The sequence below is a fragment of the Halomonas sp. A40-4 genome (assembly GCF_015767635.1).
Lineage (GTDB): Bacteria > Pseudomonadota > Gammaproteobacteria > Pseudomonadales > Halomonadaceae > Vreelandella > Vreelandella janggokensis.
Genome location: NZ_CP065230.1, coordinates 3386718 through 3403661 on the forward strand (window position 1 = coordinate 3386718; position 16944 = coordinate 3403661).

Below are 16944 nucleotides of genomic sequence, written 5' to 3' on the forward strand. Positions count from 1 at the left end.
TTCAACCGGCCAATAGCGTATCCATACGAGCTAACGCCGCCTCCAACTGCGAGGCGGTGGTGCCAAAGTTGAGCCGCACAAACCCCGGGTGGCCAAACGCCGCACCGTCTGAAAGAGCGACGCCCGCCTGCTCAAGCAGTGACGCCTGCGGCGATTCACCCAGGCCTGCTTGGCGCATATCCAGCCACGCCAGGTAGGTTGACGCGGGTGGGCTCATCTCGACCCCCGGCCACGTCGCGACCCTCGCCTTGAGCGTCGCGCAATGCTCGCGTAGAACCCCCAGCAAGGCCTGACGCCAAGGATCTCCGTGGCGGTAAGCCGCTTCCGCTGCCACCAACCCCAGCACGTTGCCATCGGGCAACAAGCCTTTGGCGGCCTGGGCGAAACGCTTGCGCAGGCTTTCGTCGGGGATCACCGCGCAGGCAGTGGTCAAGCCCGCCAGGTTGAACGTCTTCGACGGTGCCCAGAGCGTAATGGTGCGTTTGGCAAGTGCCGGGAAAGCCGCGACCAGCGGCTGGTGGTGCGCCCCTTCGTCAAGCAGCAAATCGCAATGCAGCTCATCGGACACCACCCAAAGATCATGGCGTTCGACAAATGCCGCCAGTGCAGCCAGCTCGCCATGCGACCAGACGCGGCCAGTCGGGTTATGCGGGTGACACCACAGTAGCAGGCGCGTTTGCGGGGTCACCGCAGCTTCCAGTGCACCGATATCCAGCCGCCAGCTATCGTCGGCGCTGACCGGCGTGGCCAATGCCGCCTGCTGAGGCAACCGGCCGGTACGCTCGGCCACCGCCAGAAAAGGCGGGTAGATCGGGGTCACGGTCAACACGCCGTCACCCGGGGCCGTCAGCGCCAGGGCCGCCAGATGCAGCGCGGGCACCACGCCCGGCAGCCACTGTTGCCACTCGGGTTGTATAGGCCACAGATAGTGGTCAGCGCTCCACTCGCACAAGGTTTCTGTTAACGTATCAGGCACTTCACCGTAGCCATAAACACCGTGAGATACCCTGGCGTGTAGGGCCTCTATCACCGAGGGCGGTGAGTGAAAGTCCATGTCCGCGACCCATAGGGGAAGCACATCATCGGCGTACCGGTGCCATTTTTGCGATGCCCACCCCCCGTTGGGGTGGCGTCGTTCAATGGGCGTGGCAAAATCAAATGCCATTATGTCTCTCACTTATCTAATCGGGGGTGCTATAGAGCATGCCGCAAGATGACTTTTATACCAAGGTCCGCGCAGGATGCCCGGCGCTATTACGCCAATGGCGTTCGCTCGGCCAGGCTGATGCCGACCGCCTCGCACTGATTCTCGCCGAGACGGCGCGGGTCGCCAAGCTTGGCGAACCCAGCGAGACGCCGACAGGCGCCACGCTGGATGCCTGGAGCCATGCTCAGGACACCGACATTCCGCTATGGGCACCGCGCACAGCGGTGTTCCTGCTTAACCAGATGCCCGCACGCCCCGTGCCCAAGAGCGAAGCCGAAGCCTGCGCCTGGGCATACTGCTGGCTGCGCAACCGGCATTTTGACCACCTGGAAGACGCGCATCTGGCACTTCCAGCTCATTTACAAGCCCCGCTGAAAAGCGCCTTGGCAGCCGCTTGGCGTGACCAGCAAGGGCTTCGCCTGGTGTGAACCAGCACCGCCGACACTTGACCAAGCGCTTGCTTGGGGTAATCCTGAAGCAGGTCGTCCATCGACTGTTTGATGCTCCGCGCCACTAACAACCTGTTACTACCAACAAGGATAGCGCCATGTTTACCCGCACCATCGAGCCGGCGTTTTACGACACCGATGCTCTGGGCCACATCAACAACACTCGCCTTCCCGCCTGGTTTGAGTTGGCCCGCAACGACCTATTCAGGTTATTCACCCCCGACCTGAACCCCAAAGCATGGCGGCTGATCATGGCGCGGATGGAGGTCGACTACCGTGCTGAACTGTTTTATGGTCACGATATCGAATTACGTACCTACCTGACGCGCCTGGGCAACAGCTCCTTTACTGTTACCCAGGAAGCGCGTCAGCATGGCAAGTTAACCAATGTCGGGCACACCATTCTCGTGCAGTACGATCATCAGGCTAAATGCACTGTGCCCATCGAAGGCGAGTTGCGGGAAGCGCTCTCCGCCCATCTCCAAGACGCGCCCGCCCCCGCCTGAACCGCGACGCCCCGGCAACGGGGCGGCCAGGAGTGCCCCATGGCGATCCGCTATAACCTTTGGCTAGACCCGGACAACACCGCCCAACACCGCGCCGTCGAGGCCGACCTTGAGCGCTACTTTATGGAACGCTTTGCCGATTATCCGCATATTCGCTTGTTCGGCGCCGACCCCTACGATTATGATGCGCCGTTCAACCGCCTGTACGATGTACTGATGGCGCGAGCGGCTGAATATTGTGAGCGTACCTGGCATTATGTGGCCTCTCCGGAACAGCTCAATCGCTGCTTTTTTCGCGCCGTTGGCCGCTCCACCAAGTTTGTCCGGGATTAATCCTGCGCACTACTACCACTTCCCTTACACCCGATGACTGCCTGCAAGAGACTCGCCCATGGTGATTCGCACTGATCAAGCGCCCGACGAACGCCAACTGGCGATTATTACACAGCAGCTCGGCCGCCCGCCAAAGGGCATTGAGGCCGTGACGGCTACCGACGGTAATGGCACCCCACTGGTGCTGCGCATGGCCCCGATTGTCGAGGGCAAGCCTTTCCCGACACTCTACTGGCTGTGCTCCGACGTGCTCAAAATCGAGATATCGCGCATTGAAGCCGTCGGCGTTATCAAGTCGCTGGAGCAGCAGCTACAGGACGACCCCGACTTTCTCGCCGCCTACCAGCAAAGCCACCGCGACTACGTTGAAACGCGCTGGGCACTGATGAGCGATGCTCAGCGTGCCGAGGTCGCCGAGCGCGGCTACACCGAGGTATTGACCCAGCGCGGTATTGGCGGCATCAGCAACTGGCAGCAGGTTCGCTGCCTGCACACCCAGTACGCCCACCACCTTTGCGGCAACAATGTGATTGGCCAATGGCTGGATGCTCACTATCAGGTCGACGCCTGTCTGCCTTGAGCCTTCATCTCGGCCCCCATTAGTACAAGGAAGCAAGATGTCCCGAATCTGCGTTTATCTTGGCTCTCGGGAGGGCAATAGCCCTACCTTTCGTCACGCCACCCATGAACTGGGGCACACCCTGGCAGCTCGCGGTCATACACTGGTCTACGGCGGCGCCCGGGTCGGTTTGATGGGCGTACTGGCCAATGCGGCACTTGACGCCGGGGGCGAGGTGGTCGGCGTGATGCCGGATCATCTGGTCGAGCGCGAGCAGGCCCACTTTGGCCTTAGCGAGCTGATACGCGTGCCCAATATGCACGAGCGCAAGGCAACGATGGCCGCCAATGCCGATGCGTTCATTGCCCTGCCCGGCGGTATCGGTACCTTTGAAGAACTGTTTGAAATCTGGACCTGGGGGTATCTGGGCCTGCATGAAAAGCCGCTGGGACTCCTCAATGTCGACGGGTTCTACTCGCCGCTGCTGACGTTTTTGAACAGTACCGTCCAGCAGGGATTCATGGCACAAGCAACGCGAGACATGCTGCTCGACGCCGAAACACCCAAGGCAATGCTTGAGGCGCTTGAAAGATAAGGGGGATGGTTAAATAACGCCTACGCTTACTGACAAAGCTGCTGGGTGCGCTGGTAAGTCAGTTGCAGTAACCGCGCGTCTTCACCGGCACGATGGCGATGAATGCCGCGCTCGGCGATGACCGCTTCCTTGGTATCGCTCCATAGCGCCTGCTGATCTTCACTCAGTAGAATTCTCAGCGCTTCCAGACGAAAGCCCGGCAGCATGCCCGCATGATGAAACAACAACGATAGCCAGGTATTGTCATATCCCCAGCTATCGCTATACGCCTTGCCCTCGTCACTTAATTCGTCGTTCAGCCAGCGTGCCACCTGACGTACCGGAAAGCCCTCGCGGCACAATCGATCGCGGGAGATGCCGTGCAGCAACTCAGCCTTCGGGTCCCAGTGGGTCCATTCATCAAGCGGTTGAATAAGGAACGCACAGGTGGACCCGTCGGCACGGGCAATGCCTACCTCGATCGGGTAGCTACCGCGCCCGAAACCGGACGCTTCAATATCCAACACCGTCGGTAGCGTCTCGGACACGGACGACCTCACTTGCGAAAAAAGGGACGGCACATCATGCCGCAACAGGGTCGGACGGCTCACTTACCAGGCTCTGCCAATAGGCAGCCTGGTCGGCATCCACCGCTAGGCCCAGCTCGCCGACCCGGTAAGCATGCGCCAGGCGTTCAGCCGCTAGTGAATGACCGGATTGTGCCGCACGTGCATACCAGGTCACCGCGTAATCATCGCGGCTCGGGTACTGCGCACAGCCGGTCTCATAAATTTTCGCCGCCTGATACTGCGACTTTACATCGCCTGCATGGGCGGCTTCCATGACATAGCGCGCCCCGCGTGCTTTATCGTGGGGCGACAGGCTTCGCTGTAACAGCATGTTGCCATAAACGGAAAGCGCGTCGGGATGGCCCGCCTCAGCGCAGCGCTTGAACAAGTTCAGCGTCAACCGCTGAGTACGCGGTGAGCGTGGCAACAGCCAACGATTTTGAAACAGCCTTTCGGCCAGACGAAACTCAAGCCGAATGAACAAAGATGATGCCTGTGGCATGGCCAACCACCCTGCCTGTTTATGAAACCTTGGGCCAGCCGTCACTCTCTATGAGACAACCAACCACGCGACAGACCGGCCCTTGGCCGGTCAATGGGCTGGCAAGCATACGCCTGCCATGGCGACGACTCAACCCCTCTTATTTGCTGCCTGGCGAACGCCTCGCTAACATGCCCAACAACCCCGACGCGATGCGCTGGAATTACCGCGCATTCCGCAGGTCATTGTGTTCATACTAGGAGACCCACCATGCAAACGCGACCACTGGGCAGAACCGGGATGCACGTCAGCCGACTTTGCCTGGGCACCATGACATTTGGCGAACAGAACACCGAGGCCGAGGCCCACGAACAGCTTGATCGCGCCGTCGCCTTTGGCATCAACTTTATTGATACCGCCGAAATGTACCCGGTGCCCCCCAAGGCCGACACCCAAGGGCTGACAGAGCGCTATGTGGGAAGCTGGCTCAAGCAGCGCGGCGAACGCGACGATGTCATCCTGGCCACCAAGGCCGCAGGCCCCGGGCTGGACCACATACGCGGCGGGCCGCGCCTGACCCGCGACCACCTCTTCAAGGCGATCGACGCAAGCCTTGAGCGGCTACAGACCGACTATGTGGACCTTTACCAGCTGCACTGGCCCGACCGCAGCACCAACTTTTTCGGCAAGCTCGGCTATACACATAACGAAGAAGAAGATGCCACACCGCTCGAGGAGACCTTGAGTGCGCTCAAGGAGCTGGTCGACGCTGGCAAGATCCGCGCCATTGGCCTGTCGAACGACACCCCCTGGGGCACCATGCGCGCCCTGCAGCTCTCCGACCAGCTTGACCTGCCCCGCGTGGCCTCGATTCAAAATCCCTACAATCTGCTCAACCGTTCTTTCGAGGTGGGCCTGGCCGAAATCGCCCACCGCGAAGATGTCGGGCTTTTGGCCTATTCGCCGCTGGGCTTTGGCGTGCTCTCGGGTAAATACCTGAATGGTGCCCAACCACCCAAAGGCCGCCTTACCCTCTATGAACGCTTCAAGCGCTATACCTCGCCGGAAGCCGAAGCGGCCACCAAGGCCTATGTATCGTTGGCACAGGACTACGGCCTCGACCCCGCGCAGATGGCGCTGGCGTTCGTCAATTCGCGCAGCTTCCTGACCAGCAATATAATCGGCGCCACCACCATGGAACAGCTGGAAAGCAACCTGGCCAGCGAAAGCCTCAAGCTCGACGACGAACTGCTGGAAGCGATCGACGATATCCATCGCCGTATGCCCAACCCCTGCCCTTGATGGCAGACAACGCTATCGACCTTATAGCCTCGGCCATCGCCGAGGCTTGGTATAATACGGATCATTATTTCTGCGACGTCCCAAGGAATCTGCCATGTTGAGCGTTATTTCGCCGGCCAAGACACTGGATTTTGAAACCCCTTCAACCACCCACGACGTCAGCCAGCCGGATTTTCTGACCGACAGCCAAACACTCATCGATATACTGCGCGACTATTCGCCGCAGCAAATCAGCGACCTGATGGGCGTCAGCGATAAACTGGCGGGGCTGAACGCGGCACGCTTTGCCGAATGGCAGCCACCGTTTTCGCTGGAAAACGCCAAACCGGCGGCACAGGCCTTCCAGGGCGATGTTTACACCGGGCTTGAAGCCGATACCTTCAGCGACGCTGAAAACCGCTATGCCCAGCAGCACCTGCGCATCCTCTCGGGGCTCTATGGCCTGTTGCGCCCACTGGATTTGATTCAGCCCTACCGGCTGGAGATGGGCACCAAGCTGCCCAACCCGGCGGGTAAGGATCTGTATGCCTATTGGAAGCCCACGCTCACCTCAGCGCTTGATGCGGCGATTGCCGACAGCGGTTCCAAGGTACTGGTGAATCTGGCTTCCAACGAGTATTTCAAAGCCGTGGATGCCGACAAGCTTGATGCCCGGATCATTACGCCGGTGTTTAAAGACGAGAAAAACGGCACCTTCAAGATCATCAGCTTCTACGCCAAGAAGGCGCGCGGCCTGATGAGTGCCTGGATCATTCGCCAACAGGTGAACGACCCCGAGGCGCTGAAAGATTTTGACGTGGCAGGTTACCGTTTCGATGCCGCCGCGTCCCAGGGCGATACCTTTGTCTTCACCCGCCGCGAATCGGATCGTTAAGGTTCCCGCTAGAAAAAGCGGACGGTTCTATCGGCACGCGGTTTCAGGAACTGGCGATGCACGGCGCTGAAAGACGCGGTATCGCAACGGTGAAGCCACTCATAAGCCACCATATCCGCCGAGACCGCCTGCGCCCCCAGGGCGCAGGCTCGCTCGCGCGCCAAGACGGCCTCCTCGGCCCGACGGCTGGCCGTTGCTTCCGTCAGCCAGTAGACCGCATAGCCCTCTTCCAGCAGCCCCAGCGCCGTTTGCAGGACACAGATATGCGCCTCGGTGCCACACAGAACCACCTGCTGCCTGCCCGAGGCGCTCAGCGCTTCACGAAACGCCGTCTCTTCCATCGCTCCGAAGTGCTGCTTCTGCCAAATCGTTGGCGCTTGTCGTGCTTCCAGCAGCGCCGGCGCCGTGCCGCCCAGCTTCTCGGGCATCTGTTCGGTCAGCCATACGGGGATGCCCAGGGCATCCGCCACGCCATACAGCCAATGAGCCTCGGCAATGGCCTGGTCACCGTCGTCAATCACCGGCACCAAGCCGGCTTGAAAATCGACCATCAGCAGTAAGCTTTTATCGCGTTGCAGACGCACGCCATCACCTCGTTTTAGTGGAAACGGCCAAGCCCCACGGCGGCTCGCAGCCTGTCCATGGTCACCGCCGTTTCTTGCCGCGCTCTTTCAGCTCCTTTCTGCAAGACCGCTTCAATATGACCGGGGTCTTCCATGAGGGCGTGATAGCGCTCGCGGGGTTTTTCCAGATGAGCGTTGAGATACTCAAACACCTGGTTCTTGGCGTCCCCCCAGCCAATGCCGTCGGCATACTGCTGGCGCATGGCCGCCGTTTCCTCGGTTGAGGCAAAGGCGGCGTAGATCTGGAACAGCGTACAGGTATCCGGGTCTTTCGGCTCGCCGGGTTCCAGCGAGTTGGTCTTGATCTTGCGCACCAGCTTCTGCAGCTTTTTCTCGGCGACAAAGAGCGGAATGGTGTTGTTGTAGCTCTTGGACATCTTGCGTCCGTCCAGCCCACCGAGCACCTGGCTCTTTTCGTCCACCACCGCACTAGGCAGCGTGAAATAGTCGCCTTTGTACAGATGGTTGAAACGCCCCGCGATATCCCGCGCCATCTCGATATGCTGGATCTGATCGCGGCCGACCGGCACCTTGTTGGCGTTGAACATCAGAATATCCGCCGCCATCAGCACCGGGTAGCCGAACAGCCCCATGGTGATGCCCTTATCCGGATCCTGGTTACCCGCCTCTTCGTTCTCGGCCACAGCGGCCTTGTAGGCGTGGGCACGGTTCATCAATCCCTTGGCGCACACGCAGGAAAGCATCCAGGTAAGCTCGGGGATCTCCGGGATATCCGACTGGCGATAGAAAATGGCGTTGTCGGTATCCAACCCCAGCGCCAGCCAGGTGGCAGCTATTTCCAGCCGCGACTGCTGCACGCGCTTGGGATCCTGACACTTGATCAGCGCGTGGTAGTCGGCCAGAAAGTAGAACGACTGCACGCTGGGGTCCTGGCTCGCCTCAATGGCGGGTTTGATCGCCCCGACGTAGTTGCCCAGATGGGGCGTGCCGGTCGTGGTGATACCGGTTAGGACACGGGTCTGACTCATTGGAAATTAACCTATCACTTCAAAAGCTGGACGGATTGAACATTGGAGTCTACCACGCCGGATAATGCAAGGAGGGCGTCCTCAACCCCTTAATAGCCTTTACTAAAATGGAGCCCAGGTGCTGCTTCCCGATCCGTCAGTTGCGCTACTAGAGCTATCAATAAAACTTCCTTCACCGATAATGCGGCCAGCACCCCTTACATCCACGCTTTCTCCCCATAAAGCGCCCCTCAAACCACCACTGCCGAGAATATCAACAGAGGCAAAGGGCGCATAAATCATGGCCATCGCCTGGGAGCTTCCAGCAATTTTGACGTTTTCACCCAATGAGTAAATAGCAAACCTTGGCTTCCCGCTTTCCGTCTTCACAGATAAATTTTGCATCTGCAACGAACTTTTTAGATCCACATCACCTGTCACCAGAACTGTTAAGGAACTATCCCCTGCAAATATAAGCCCTTCATCGCCACCGCCTCCAAGGGTTAAGTCGCCATCCACAATAAGCACGGCATCCCCTGTTACTGTTAGGCTGCCGTTTGTTTGGTTAAAGTCCCTCGTTCTCATTACAGGATAATCACCCGTTATCATAGGCACTTCTGATACGTCGTAATTTTCAGCCTCTACCATGACTTGATTTTCACCGGGGTTTTTAGACTCATTAAAACCAATAAGCCCATTACCGCTTATTGTGGCATCAACTAAAGGATATTGCCCAACGCGAACATCGCCATATTCATAAGGGCCTTCTGTCAGCGCCTCTGTTTCTCTATCTAAAGAGGCATATACGTCTTCAATACTCAGAGGATCTTGCTTAACAGAGTCAAAAGAAACATTTTCCCGGAAATTTTGTGTGTCATCTTCATCCCAGTAGTTTGGCGAATCAATCACCCCAGCCGCATCAATCGAGTCTGGCACCGAAGCACCGCCTTTAATTTCCACGTCACCGCTTGTCGTTATCCCTCCACTTACTCGGGCACTTCCCGTTAATCTAACGCCCCCCTTGCCTGCCACGACCGCTCCGCTACCGAAGCTATTATTACCGCCGCCTCCTTCACCAGGAGAAGAACCTCCACTGGCACTTGGGTAAAGCACATAATAATCGACAGCGATGAACTCATTCACCGAAACATCTGCATTACGTTTAACTTGCCCAACTATGAGCTCTGAGCTTTTTCCGGCATTTTGACATTCGGCAAAATAATACCCTGCCACTACATCGCTATTTCCAGCCGCCGACTCAATGGCATTGAATTTTGAAAAATTTGCAGACGCGGCGGCATTACGTTGAACTGATTCTTTCAGCGCTTCACAGCTCACATCACTGTCATTTGCTGAGTTTTTCTCGCCTCTGACAATCGCCCCGGACTCTGCCGCCATTTGTGCCAAGGTGGCAGCACGATAATTGCCCGCCAGCCGCTCATCTACCAAGGCAGTTTGCATACCTGAGAGACCAAGTGTCATGGCGCCGGCAAGCAGAGCCATGACGATCACTAATGCCGCTCCTTGTTGTTTCATATGCATTTACCTAGTTATTAGGGTTACCACGTCCGCCCGCATTTGCGTTTCCACCATTGCCATTGCCGTTATTGCCGTTATTACCGTTATTACCGTTATTACCGTTATTACCGTTATTACCGTTATTACCGTTATTACCGTTGTTGCCGTTGTTGTTGTCATCATTCCCGCCATTCCCAGCATTTTCAATATCCAGCACCGCTGCGCGATGAGCGACATGGAAGATGAGCGACTCACCATTATTTTCGATAGGTAATGCCACGCGATAAAGAGCATCATTACTCTCTACGGGCTCGCCGAGATCACGTACCGGCTCTTCGCACTGGCTGGCCATAGCATCACTGGCAAGGTCTTTGCGGAAACTGACCAACGGCTGGTTGCCCTCGTCAGTATCTGCCACGGTGCAGGTGCACTGGTCTTTTTCCTGCACCTGCTCTGACTCGCATTCAAGCGTGAAGCGCCCCGGGCCGTTCTGACGGATCTCGCGGGTAACGCGCTGGGCGATAAATACCAGGTTCTCCTGCTTGCGGCTGATCTTGTCGACGTTTTGAAAGGTTTGAAAAGTAGTGAGAAACAGTTGCCCTGCCCCCAGGATGATGATGGTACCGATCACCATCGCTACCATCAGCTCTACCAGGGTAAACCCGCGCTGAGCGTGCCTCATTCCAGGTCCTCCAGGCTAGGCAAGCTAAAGCGGTAATCCAACTTGTCGTTATCACCGCTGCCCAGCACCAGGGTGACCGTGAACTGGCAACTGTTACCTCCACTCTCCCGCATAATATCGCTTTGCGATTCAACGGCGTTGCGCAGTGGCGAATGGTCCTCATCCTGAAACCAATGGTCTTGCCAGACGGTTTGAACCGCCCCGACATCGATGGCATCACAGCCTTGTCCGGGCTCAAGCGTTGCCCAAAGACGCTCTTGAGCATCAACGGCGGCGACGCTTGCCACCGAGCGCTGGTAACCCTGGGTCGCACTTTGCAGTGCTTTTAGTTGCATGGCGGCCACGCCCACCAGACCCAGCGACAACACCAGCAGTGCAATCAGCGCTTCAACTAGACTGAAGCCACGCTGTGACATCATAAGGGCACCTTGCGCAGGCTGCCGGTTTCACGAACCCGAATCGTCACAGGGTCGATAGCGTCTCCCGAGAGCGTAATCTCGCACTGGCCATCACCGTCATCACAGTCGCTGATATCCGCATCGCCCAGGCTTTCAAACGCTAAAGAGAATCTGCCTTCGGGCTGGGTAATATTGTCGGCTTGCCCTACCCGCATGACGTTCGCCTCTCCGCCGTCTTGAGCACTTTCCGCCCAGTAGCACCACGGGGCGTCGTTGCACGCTTCAGGGCGGCGCGTAGCGTTGAGTTCGTCGGGCGGGGAAAATTCCACCGTGATGGGCTGACGCTGCTTGATCGCTTCGCTGCGGGCAAAGGTCAGCACCGATTGCAGCTGGTTTACATCACCGGCCAGTTGCTGGCGGGCCATGAACGTAGTGAAAGCGGGCGCCGCGAGTAGCAGCAACAATGCTGCGATAGCCAGCACGATCATCAGCTCAATGAGGGTAAAGCCGCGTTGAGGCATAGGCCTACCAGCACTCATCGGGTGCTTGCGTGCCCTTGGCATCCAGGGTCAGCGGCTTATCGCAGCCATCGTCCTGGCCGTTCCTGGTCGTTGCCGTCAATGTATAACCGCCGTCTCCATCCTCACTGGCAAACCCAATGTCATAGTTTTGCTCAGGTGACTGTGTCGTTTCCAGGCAGCTCGCGGCATAGGCATAAGTGCGCGTATAGCACCGCTCCAGCTCGGACGCCGCCTGCATGAGCCCTGCATGGGCGTCGGTGCGCAGCGATTTTTGTGCATAGCGGGTATAGCTGGGGTAGGCAATGGCCGCCACGATACCGATGATGGCCAGCACGATCATTAACTCAATAAGGGTAAAGCCGCGCTGGCCGTGACGTAACAAGGGGCGATGAGAGACGTAATGCAAGCGGCGTTGCTCCTGTATTGGTTGACTCATACCATTTCAGTATGTCGCAAACCCATACGCATTGCATTACGCAGGCTTGGATTGGCTGCCAGGTATTAGCTGCTGGCGATCACCTGCTCGCGCAGTTCACGAGGCATCGAGAAGGTGATCGTCTCTTCCCGGCCGAGCAGTTCCTGGGGCGCGGTGGCGCCCATGGTCTGCAGACGTTCGATGACCCCCTTGACCAGCACTTCCGGCGCGCTCGCCCCGGCGGTTACGCCGATACGGTTGATGCCTTTCAACCACTGGGGCTCGATCTGCTCGGCATTGTCGATCAAGTAAGCGGGCGTGCCCATACGCTCGGACAGCTCGCGCAGGCGATTCGAGTTGGAGCTGTTGGGGCTCCCCACTACCAGCAATAGATCGCTATCGGCGGCCAGTTCACGCACCGCGTCCTGACGATTCTGCGTGGCGTAGCAGATGTCATCCTTGCGCGGCCCCTGAATCTCGGGGAACTTGTCGCGCAGCGCGTCGATCACCTTGGCGGTGTCATCCATCGACAGGGTCGTTTGCGTCACAAAGGCCAACTGGCTTGGGTCTTTAACTTCCAGGTTGGCGACATCGTGCTCGTCTTCCACCAAATAAATGCGCCCACCGCTGGCCGTATCGTAACGCCCCATAGTGCCCTCGACCTCCGGGTGGCCCTGGTGGCCGATCAAGATGCACTCCTGGCCGCGCTTGGCATAGCGCAGCACTTCAAGATGCACCTTGGTGACCAGCGGGCAGGTGGCGTCAAAGACTTTCAAGCCGCGCTCTTCGGCTTCCTGCTGTACCGCACGGGAGACCCCGTGGGCGGAGAAAATCACGATCACATCGTCGGGTACTTCGTGCAGTTCCTCGACGAACACCGCGCCGCGCTCACGCAGCGTTTCCACCACGAAGCGGTTATGGACCACTTCGTGGCGGACGTAGATCGGCGGCCCAAACACATCCAGCGCCCGGTTGACGATATCGATGGCACGGTCAACCCCCGCGCAAAACCCTCGCGGGTTGGCCAGTTTGATCTCGATGGGGTGTGTTTGCTGCTGTGATTGCATAAGTCGCGCCTTGATGCTGAACACCGTTGGATGAATATCGCCCCTGCAGATAGGTGGGGTCTCAGTGTGTCGTGACCGGCTTCACGTCGAGCACTTCCACCTCAAACGTCAGGGTACGCCCCGCCAGAGGATGATTAAAGTCGACCTCGATCCGGTCTCCCTCGATCGTTTTGACCACGCCCGGCAATTCCGTTCCCGCTTTATCGGCAAAAGACATCACCATACCAATCTCGGGGACTTCATCACCGAAGTCGTCACGCTTCAGCGTTTGAATATTCTGCGGGTTATGCTGGCCGAAAGCATGTTCAGGGGTAATCTCGAAACTGCCTTCCTGCCCCGCCATCATGCCCTTGATCGGGTGTTCAAAGCCGGGGGGCAGATTGCCGTCGCCATACTGAAAGGTAGCGGGCACTTTCTCTTTGGTCGAGTCGACCACCGTGCCGTCTTCCAGCTTGAGCGTGAAGTGCAAGGACACTTCCATACCGTCATCAATTAAATAATCGCTCATTGCGTTACTCGCTGTTGAGGGAGGTTAGGACCGCTGGGCTTTTTTGCGTCGCCGTTCGCCCATTACCGACTCCCAGATTAGCCCGGCAGCTCCCAGGGTAATGCCAATATCCGCCACGTTAAATGCCGGGTAGTACCAGCCCGCCGCGTGAAAGGACAGAAAGTCGACCACATAGCCGTGGACGAGCCGGTCAAAAAGGTTGCCAAGCGCCCCGCCGATGATCAGCGGCAGCGCCACGGCCAGCAGCTTTTCGTCGGCCTTGATCCGCGCGAGCCAAATGCTCAGCCCGATGCTTGCGCCAATCGCGATTATCGCAAAGAACCAGCGCTGCCAGCCGGGATGGTCGGCCAAAAAGCTGAACGCCGCTCCCGGGTTATGCAACAGCGTCAGGTTGAAAAACGGCAGTACTTCCACCGGCTGGGCGTAGCTCAACTGGCTGCTGGCCAGGTACTTGGTGGCCAGGTCCAGCACGACCACCGCTGCCGCCAGCCACAGCCAGCGCAGCGGCCGGTGCATCGGCGGCCGCTGAGAAGGGGTATCAGGCGTATGGGTCGCGTTAGGCATAGTAACGAATCTCGCCGCTGCCTTCGGGGAGGTTGCTGATACAGCGGCCGCATAGATCGGGATATGCCTCATGGGTGCCTACGTCCGGGCGGTGATGCCAGCAGCGCTCGCACTTGGTGTGCTCGCTTTGCGCCACCGCGACCTTCAGGCTTTCAAGCTCGGTGGCTTCAGCATTCTCGGCCTCAGCCAGCGGTTTAAGCGTTACCTCGCTGGTCAGCATTACAAAGCGCAGCTCGTCGCCCAGCTTGGTCAGCGTCGCGTTGAGCGCGTCGCTCACGTAAAGCGTCACCTCGGCGGCCAGGCTTCCCTTGATCACCTTGGCATTACGGGCATCTTCCAGGCACTTGTTGACCGCGTGCTTGACTTCCAGCACCTGCTCCCAGAAATCACGCCCCATCGCGGCGTTATCATCCAGCGTTTCAAGGCCGGTGTAATAGGTTTCCAGCAGGACGCTGTCGCCACGCTCACCGGGAATGTGCTCAAAAATCTCTTCGGCAGTGAACGACAGGATCGGGGCGACCCAGCGACTCAGCGCCTCGACCACGTGGTAAAGCGCGGTTTGTGCGCTGCGCCGGGCCAGCGAATCCGCCTGGGTGGTGTACTGGCGATCCTTGATCACATCCAGATAGAAGCCACCCAGCTCACGGGCGCAGAAGCCATGCACCTGCTGGTAGACATCCAGGAAACGGTACTCGTCGTAGGCGGTGTCGATACGCCCCTGCAATTGCGCGGCACGGTCGACCACCCACCGGTCCAGCGCCAGCATGTCGCCAAACGCCACCTTATCCGTCGCCGGGTCAAAGCCGTTGAGGTTGGAAAGCAGGAAGCGTGCGGTGTTGCGAATACGCCGGTAGACGTCCGCGGTGCGCTTGAGGATCTCGTCCGAGACCGCCATTTCGCCGGAGTAATCGGTCGAGGCGACCCACAGGCGCAGAATGTCAGCGCCGAGCTTGTCCATGACCGTTTGCGGGACGACCACGTTACCGATGGACTTGGACATCTTGCGGCCCTGGGCATCCACGGTAAAGCCATGGGTCAGCAGTTGGCGGTACGGCGCATGGCCGTCGATGGCCGAGCCGGTCAGCAGCGATGAGTGGAACCAACCACGGTGCTGGTCGGAGCCTTCCAGGTAGAGGTCCGCCCGCGGGCCGCTTTCATGGCCATGCGGGTGCGAGCCGCGCAGCACATGACGGTGGGTGGTACCGGAGTCGAACCAGACATCCAGGGTGTCGGTCACCTTGTCGTAATCGGCGGCCTCCGCACCCAGCAGCTCCGCCGGGTCGAGCTTGAACCAGGCGTCGATACCTTCCTGCTCGACGCGCTTGGCGGCTTCTTCCATCAGTTCAACGGTGCGCGGGTGCAGCTCGCCGGTCTGCTTGTGCAGGAAGAACGGAATCGGCACGCCCCAGTTGCGCTGGCGGGAAATACACCAGTCCGGGCGGTTGGCGATCATGCTGTGCAGGCGCGCCTGACCCCAGGCAGGGGTAAACCTGGTCGCTTCAATGCCTTCCAGGGCACGCTCGCGCAGGGTTTTGCCGTCCTTGCCCTGGATATCCATGCCCACAAACCACTGGGCCGTGGCACGGTAGATCACCGGCGTTTTATGCCGCCAGCAGTGCATGTAGCTGTGGGTGATCGGCGTGTGGGCCATCAGCGCATTCACCTCGCGCAACTTTTCGACGATATGCGGATTGGCCTTCCAGATCATCTGGCCGCCGAAGAACGGCAGGTCGTCCGCATAAACGCCGTTGCCCTGCACCGGGTTGAGCATGTCGTCAAATTCCATGCCGTGCTCGCGGCAGGTAATGAAGTCATCCATGCCGTAGGACGGCGCGGAGTGGACAATACCCGTGCTGCCGACTTCCGCCTCGACGTAATCGGCAAGGTACACCGGCGATAGGCGATCGTAAAACGGGTGACGGAAATTGATCAGATCCAGCGCCGCGCCCTTGGCGGTGGCAATTACCTCACCGCTCAGTGCATAGCGCTCCAGGCAGCTTTCGACCAGGTCTTCCACCAGCAGCAGCAGACGCTCGCCGGTATCGACCAGCGCGTAGGTGAACTCGGGATGGACGTTCAACGCCTGGTTGGCGGGGATGGTCCAGGGGGTCGTCGTCCAGATCACCACGGCAGTGGGCTTGGGCAGCGTGTCTAAACCGAATGCGGCCGCCAGCTTGTCGGCGTCTTCAACGGGGAAGGCAACGTCGATAGCGTCGGACTTCTTGTCGGCATACTCGACTTCCGCTTCAGCCAGTGCCGAGCCGCAGTCAAAGCACCAGTTCACCGGCTTCAAGCCCTTGAACACATAGCCCGCGTCGACCATCTCCGCCAGCGCGCGCATTTCGCCCGCTTCGTTGGCGAAATCCATCGAGCGGTAGGGGTGATCCCAATCACCGATCACGCCCAGACGCACAAAGTCGGTCAGTTGGGTTTCAATCTGCGCCCCGGCATACTCGCGGCAAAGCTCGCGGGCGTGATCAGGTGCCAGGTGCTTGCCGTGGGTAGTTTCCACCTTGTGCTCAATGGGCAGACCGTGGCAGTCCCAGCCCGGCACATAGGGCGCGTCAAAGCCTGCCAGGTTCTTCGACTTGACGATAATATCTTTAAGGATCTTGTTGACGGCGTGGCCGATATGAATGCTGCCGTTGGCGTAGGGAGGGCCATCGTGGAGCACGAACAGCGGCGCCCCCGCGCGTTCTTCGCGCAGGCGCTGATAGAGGTTCATATCCTGCCATGTCGACACCCGCCCTGGCTCCTGCTTGGGCAGCATGCCGCGCATGGGAAAGTCGGTTTCTGGCAAGTTTAGCGTGTGCTTATAATCCATAG

General features: G+C 58.8%; 21 protein-coding genes. 7 read left to right on the forward strand and 14 right to left on the reverse strand.

What is annotated here, in order from left to right:
- Position 1: 1 nt before the first annotated feature.
- Positions 2-1165 carry a MalY/PatB family protein gene (locus IT895_RS15800; protein ID WP_199284005.1) on the reverse strand — a complete coding sequence of 388 codons (1164 nt, stop codon included), beginning with the start codon at positions 1163-1165 and terminating at the stop codon, positions 2-4.
- Positions 1166-1203: 38 nt separating this feature from the next.
- On the opposite strand from IT895_RS15800, the gene IT895_RS15805 reads away from it, so the two are divergent.
- The 5 genes from IT895_RS15805 (at position 1204) to IT895_RS15825 (ending at position 3649) form a co-directional block, all read left to right on the forward strand.
- Positions 1204-1635 carry a hypothetical protein gene (locus IT895_RS15805; RefSeq protein WP_199284006.1) on the forward strand — a complete coding sequence of 144 codons (432 nt, stop codon included), beginning with the start codon at positions 1204-1206 and terminating at the stop codon, positions 1633-1635.
- Between the two features lie 119 nt (positions 1636-1754).
- Positions 1755-2162 (forward strand): acyl-CoA thioesterase, encoded by a 408-nt coding sequence (locus tag IT895_RS15810; RefSeq protein WP_186253834.1) that lies wholly within the window; start codon positions 1755-1757, stop codon positions 2160-2162.
- A gap of 39 nt (positions 2163-2201) precedes the next feature.
- Positions 2202-2495, forward strand: coding sequence for a hypothetical protein (locus IT895_RS15815; protein WP_085920125.1), 294 nt, complete (start codon positions 2202-2204; stop codon positions 2493-2495).
- A 58-nt stretch (positions 2496-2553) separates the two neighbouring features.
- Positions 2554-3075 carry a DUF501 domain-containing protein gene (locus tag IT895_RS15820; RefSeq protein ID WP_199284007.1) on the forward strand — a complete coding sequence of 174 codons (522 nt, stop codon included), beginning with the start codon at positions 2554-2556 and terminating at the stop codon, positions 3073-3075.
- Between the two features lie 37 nt (positions 3076-3112).
- Positions 3113-3649, forward strand: a complete 537-nt coding sequence (locus tag IT895_RS15825; protein WP_085920123.1) for a TIGR00730 family Rossman fold protein — start codon at positions 3113-3115, stop codon at positions 3647-3649.
- 26 nt (positions 3650-3675) lie between these two features.
- Here IT895_RS15825 and IT895_RS15830 read toward each other — a convergent pair whose 3' ends face one another.
- Positions 3676-4176, reverse strand: a complete 501-nt coding sequence (locus IT895_RS15830) for a hypothetical protein (protein WP_199284008.1) — start codon at positions 4174-4176, stop codon at positions 3676-3678.
- Positions 4177-4210: 34 nt separating this feature from the next.
- Positions 4211-4699, reverse strand: coding sequence for a tetratricopeptide repeat protein (locus tag IT895_RS15835; RefSeq protein ID WP_085920121.1), 489 nt, complete (start codon positions 4697-4699; stop codon positions 4211-4213).
- 249 nt (positions 4700-4948) lie between these two features.
- Between IT895_RS15835 and IT895_RS15840 the strand changes: the two genes are divergently transcribed.
- Together IT895_RS15840 and yaaA are read left to right on the forward strand one after the other, a co-directional pair.
- Positions 4949-5980 (forward strand): NADP(H)-dependent aldo-keto reductase, encoded by a 1032-nt coding sequence (locus IT895_RS15840; RefSeq protein WP_199284009.1) that lies wholly within the window; start codon positions 4949-4951, stop codon positions 5978-5980.
- Positions 5981-6074: 94 nt separating this feature from the next.
- Positions 6075-6854, forward strand: coding sequence for a peroxide stress protein YaaA (yaaA, locus tag IT895_RS15845; protein ID WP_066316694.1), 780 nt, complete (start codon positions 6075-6077; stop codon positions 6852-6854).
- 8 nt (positions 6855-6862) lie between these two features.
- Here yaaA and IT895_RS15850 read toward each other — a convergent pair whose 3' ends face one another.
- The 11 genes from IT895_RS15850 to ileS all read right to left on the reverse strand — a co-directional run bounded on the left by IT895_RS15850 (position 6863) and on the right by ileS (position 16942).
- Positions 6863-7438 (reverse strand): isochorismatase family protein, encoded by a 576-nt coding sequence (locus IT895_RS15850; protein ID WP_199284010.1) that lies wholly within the window; start codon positions 7436-7438, stop codon positions 6863-6865.
- Between the two features lie 14 nt (positions 7439-7452).
- On the reverse strand, positions 7453-8466 hold the full coding sequence (locus IT895_RS15855) for a tryptophan--tRNA ligase (protein ID WP_066316691.1): 1014 nt from the start codon (positions 8464-8466) through the stop codon (positions 7453-7455).
- 102 nt (positions 8467-8568) lie between these two features.
- Positions 8569-9981, reverse strand: a complete 1413-nt coding sequence (locus IT895_RS15860) for a pilus assembly PilX family protein (protein WP_199284011.1) — start codon at positions 9979-9981, stop codon at positions 8569-8571.
- Between the two features lie 10 nt (positions 9982-9991).
- Entirely contained in the window at positions 9992-10645 is a 654-nt protein-coding gene (locus IT895_RS15865) for a PilW family protein (protein WP_199284012.1), read from the reverse strand.
- Positions 10642-11064, reverse strand: a complete 423-nt coding sequence (gene pilV / locus IT895_RS15870; RefSeq protein ID WP_199284013.1) for a type IV pilus modification protein PilV — start codon at positions 11062-11064, stop codon at positions 10642-10644. The genes IT895_RS15865 and pilV overlap by 4 nt, the downstream gene beginning before the upstream one ends.
- Entirely contained in the window at positions 11061-11564 is a 504-nt protein-coding gene (locus IT895_RS15875) for a GspH/FimT family pseudopilin (protein ID WP_233337282.1), read from the reverse strand. The genes pilV and IT895_RS15875 overlap by 4 nt, the downstream gene beginning before the upstream one ends.
- A 4-nt stretch (positions 11565-11568) precedes the next feature.
- Complete coding sequence (locus IT895_RS15880) at positions 11569-12000, reverse strand: type IV pilin protein (RefSeq protein ID WP_199284015.1); 432 nt, start codon at positions 11998-12000, stop codon at positions 11569-11571.
- 65 nt (positions 12001-12065) lie between these two features.
- Positions 12066-13046, reverse strand: a complete 981-nt coding sequence (gene ispH, locus IT895_RS15885) for a 4-hydroxy-3-methylbut-2-enyl diphosphate reductase (RefSeq protein WP_066316681.1) — start codon at positions 13044-13046, stop codon at positions 12066-12068.
- Between the two features lie 61 nt (positions 13047-13107).
- Entirely contained in the window at positions 13108-13554 is a 447-nt protein-coding gene (fkpB, locus tag IT895_RS15890) for an FKBP-type peptidyl-prolyl cis-trans isomerase (protein WP_199284016.1), read from the reverse strand.
- Positions 13555-13578: 24 nt separating this feature from the next.
- A complete protein-coding gene (lspA, locus tag IT895_RS15895; RefSeq protein WP_066316673.1) occupies positions 13579-14118 on the reverse strand; it encodes a signal peptidase II in 540 nt (179 codons plus the stop codon).
- The gene (gene ileS, locus IT895_RS15900; RefSeq protein ID WP_199284017.1) at positions 14111-16942 is read right to left on the reverse strand and encodes an isoleucine--tRNA ligase; all 2832 of its coding nucleotides are present in this window, start codon (positions 16940-16942) and stop codon (positions 14111-14113) included. Before ileS ends, lspA begins: the two co-directional genes overlap by 8 nt.
- Positions 16943-16944: the final 2 nt, after the last annotated feature.

Bases quoted from the DNA above. Each gene is read 5' to 3' on its own strand.
- IT895_RS15800 (WP_199284005.1), bottom strand. From the start codon at position 1,165: ATGGCATTTGATTTTGCCACGCCCATTGAACGACGCCACCCCAACGGG.
- IT895_RS15805 (WP_199284006.1), top strand. From the start codon at position 1,204: ATGCCGCAAGATGACTTTTATACCAAGGTCCGCGCAGGATGCCCGGCG.
- IT895_RS15810 (WP_186253834.1), top strand. From the start codon at position 1,755: ATGTTTACCCGCACCATCGAGCCGGCGTTTTACGACACCGATGCTCTG.
- IT895_RS15815 (WP_085920125.1), top strand. From the start codon at position 2,202: ATGGCGATCCGCTATAACCTTTGGCTAGACCCGGACAACACCGCCCAA.
- IT895_RS15820 (WP_199284007.1), top strand. From the start codon at position 2,554: ATGGTGATTCGCACTGATCAAGCGCCCGACGAACGCCAACTGGCGATT.
- IT895_RS15825 (WP_085920123.1), top strand. From the start codon at position 3,113: ATGTCCCGAATCTGCGTTTATCTTGGCTCTCGGGAGGGCAATAGCCCT.
- IT895_RS15835 (WP_085920121.1), bottom strand. From the start codon at position 4,699: ATGCCACAGGCATCATCTTTGTTCATTCGGCTTGAGTTTCGTCTGGCC.
- IT895_RS15840 (WP_199284009.1), top strand. From the start codon at position 4,949: ATGCAAACGCGACCACTGGGCAGAACCGGGATGCACGTCAGCCGACTT.
- yaaA (WP_066316694.1), top strand. From the start codon at position 6,075: ATGTTGAGCGTTATTTCGCCGGCCAAGACACTGGATTTTGAAACCCCT.
- IT895_RS15855 (WP_066316691.1), bottom strand. From the start codon at position 8,466: ATGAGTCAGACCCGTGTCCTAACCGGTATCACCACGACCGGCACGCCC.
- IT895_RS15860 (WP_199284011.1), bottom strand. From the start codon at position 9,981: ATGAAACAACAAGGAGCGGCATTAGTGATCGTCATGGCTCTGCTTGCC.
- IT895_RS15865 (WP_199284012.1), bottom strand. From the start codon at position 10,645: ATGAGGCACGCTCAGCGCGGGTTTACCCTGGTAGAGCTGATGGTAGCG.
- pilV (WP_199284013.1), bottom strand. From the start codon at position 11,064: ATGATGTCACAGCGTGGCTTCAGTCTAGTTGAAGCGCTGATTGCACTG.
- IT895_RS15875 (WP_233337282.1), bottom strand. From the start codon at position 11,564: ATGCCTCAACGCGGCTTTACCCTCATTGAGCTGATGATCGTGCTGGCT.
- IT895_RS15880 (WP_199284015.1), bottom strand. From the start codon at position 12,000: ATGAGTCAACCAATACAGGAGCAACGCCGCTTGCATTACGTCTCTCAT.
- ispH (WP_066316681.1), bottom strand. From the start codon at position 13,046: ATGCAATCACAGCAGCAAACACACCCCATCGAGATCAAACTGGCCAAC.
- fkpB (WP_199284016.1), bottom strand. From the start codon at position 13,554: ATGAGCGATTATTTAATTGATGACGGTATGGAAGTGTCCTTGCACTTC.
- lspA (WP_066316673.1), bottom strand. From the start codon at position 14,118: ATGCCTAACGCGACCCATACGCCTGATACCCCTTCTCAGCGGCCGCCG.
- ileS (WP_199284017.1), bottom strand. From the start codon at position 16,942: ATGGATTATAAGCACACGCTAAACTTGCCAGAAACCGACTTTCCCATG.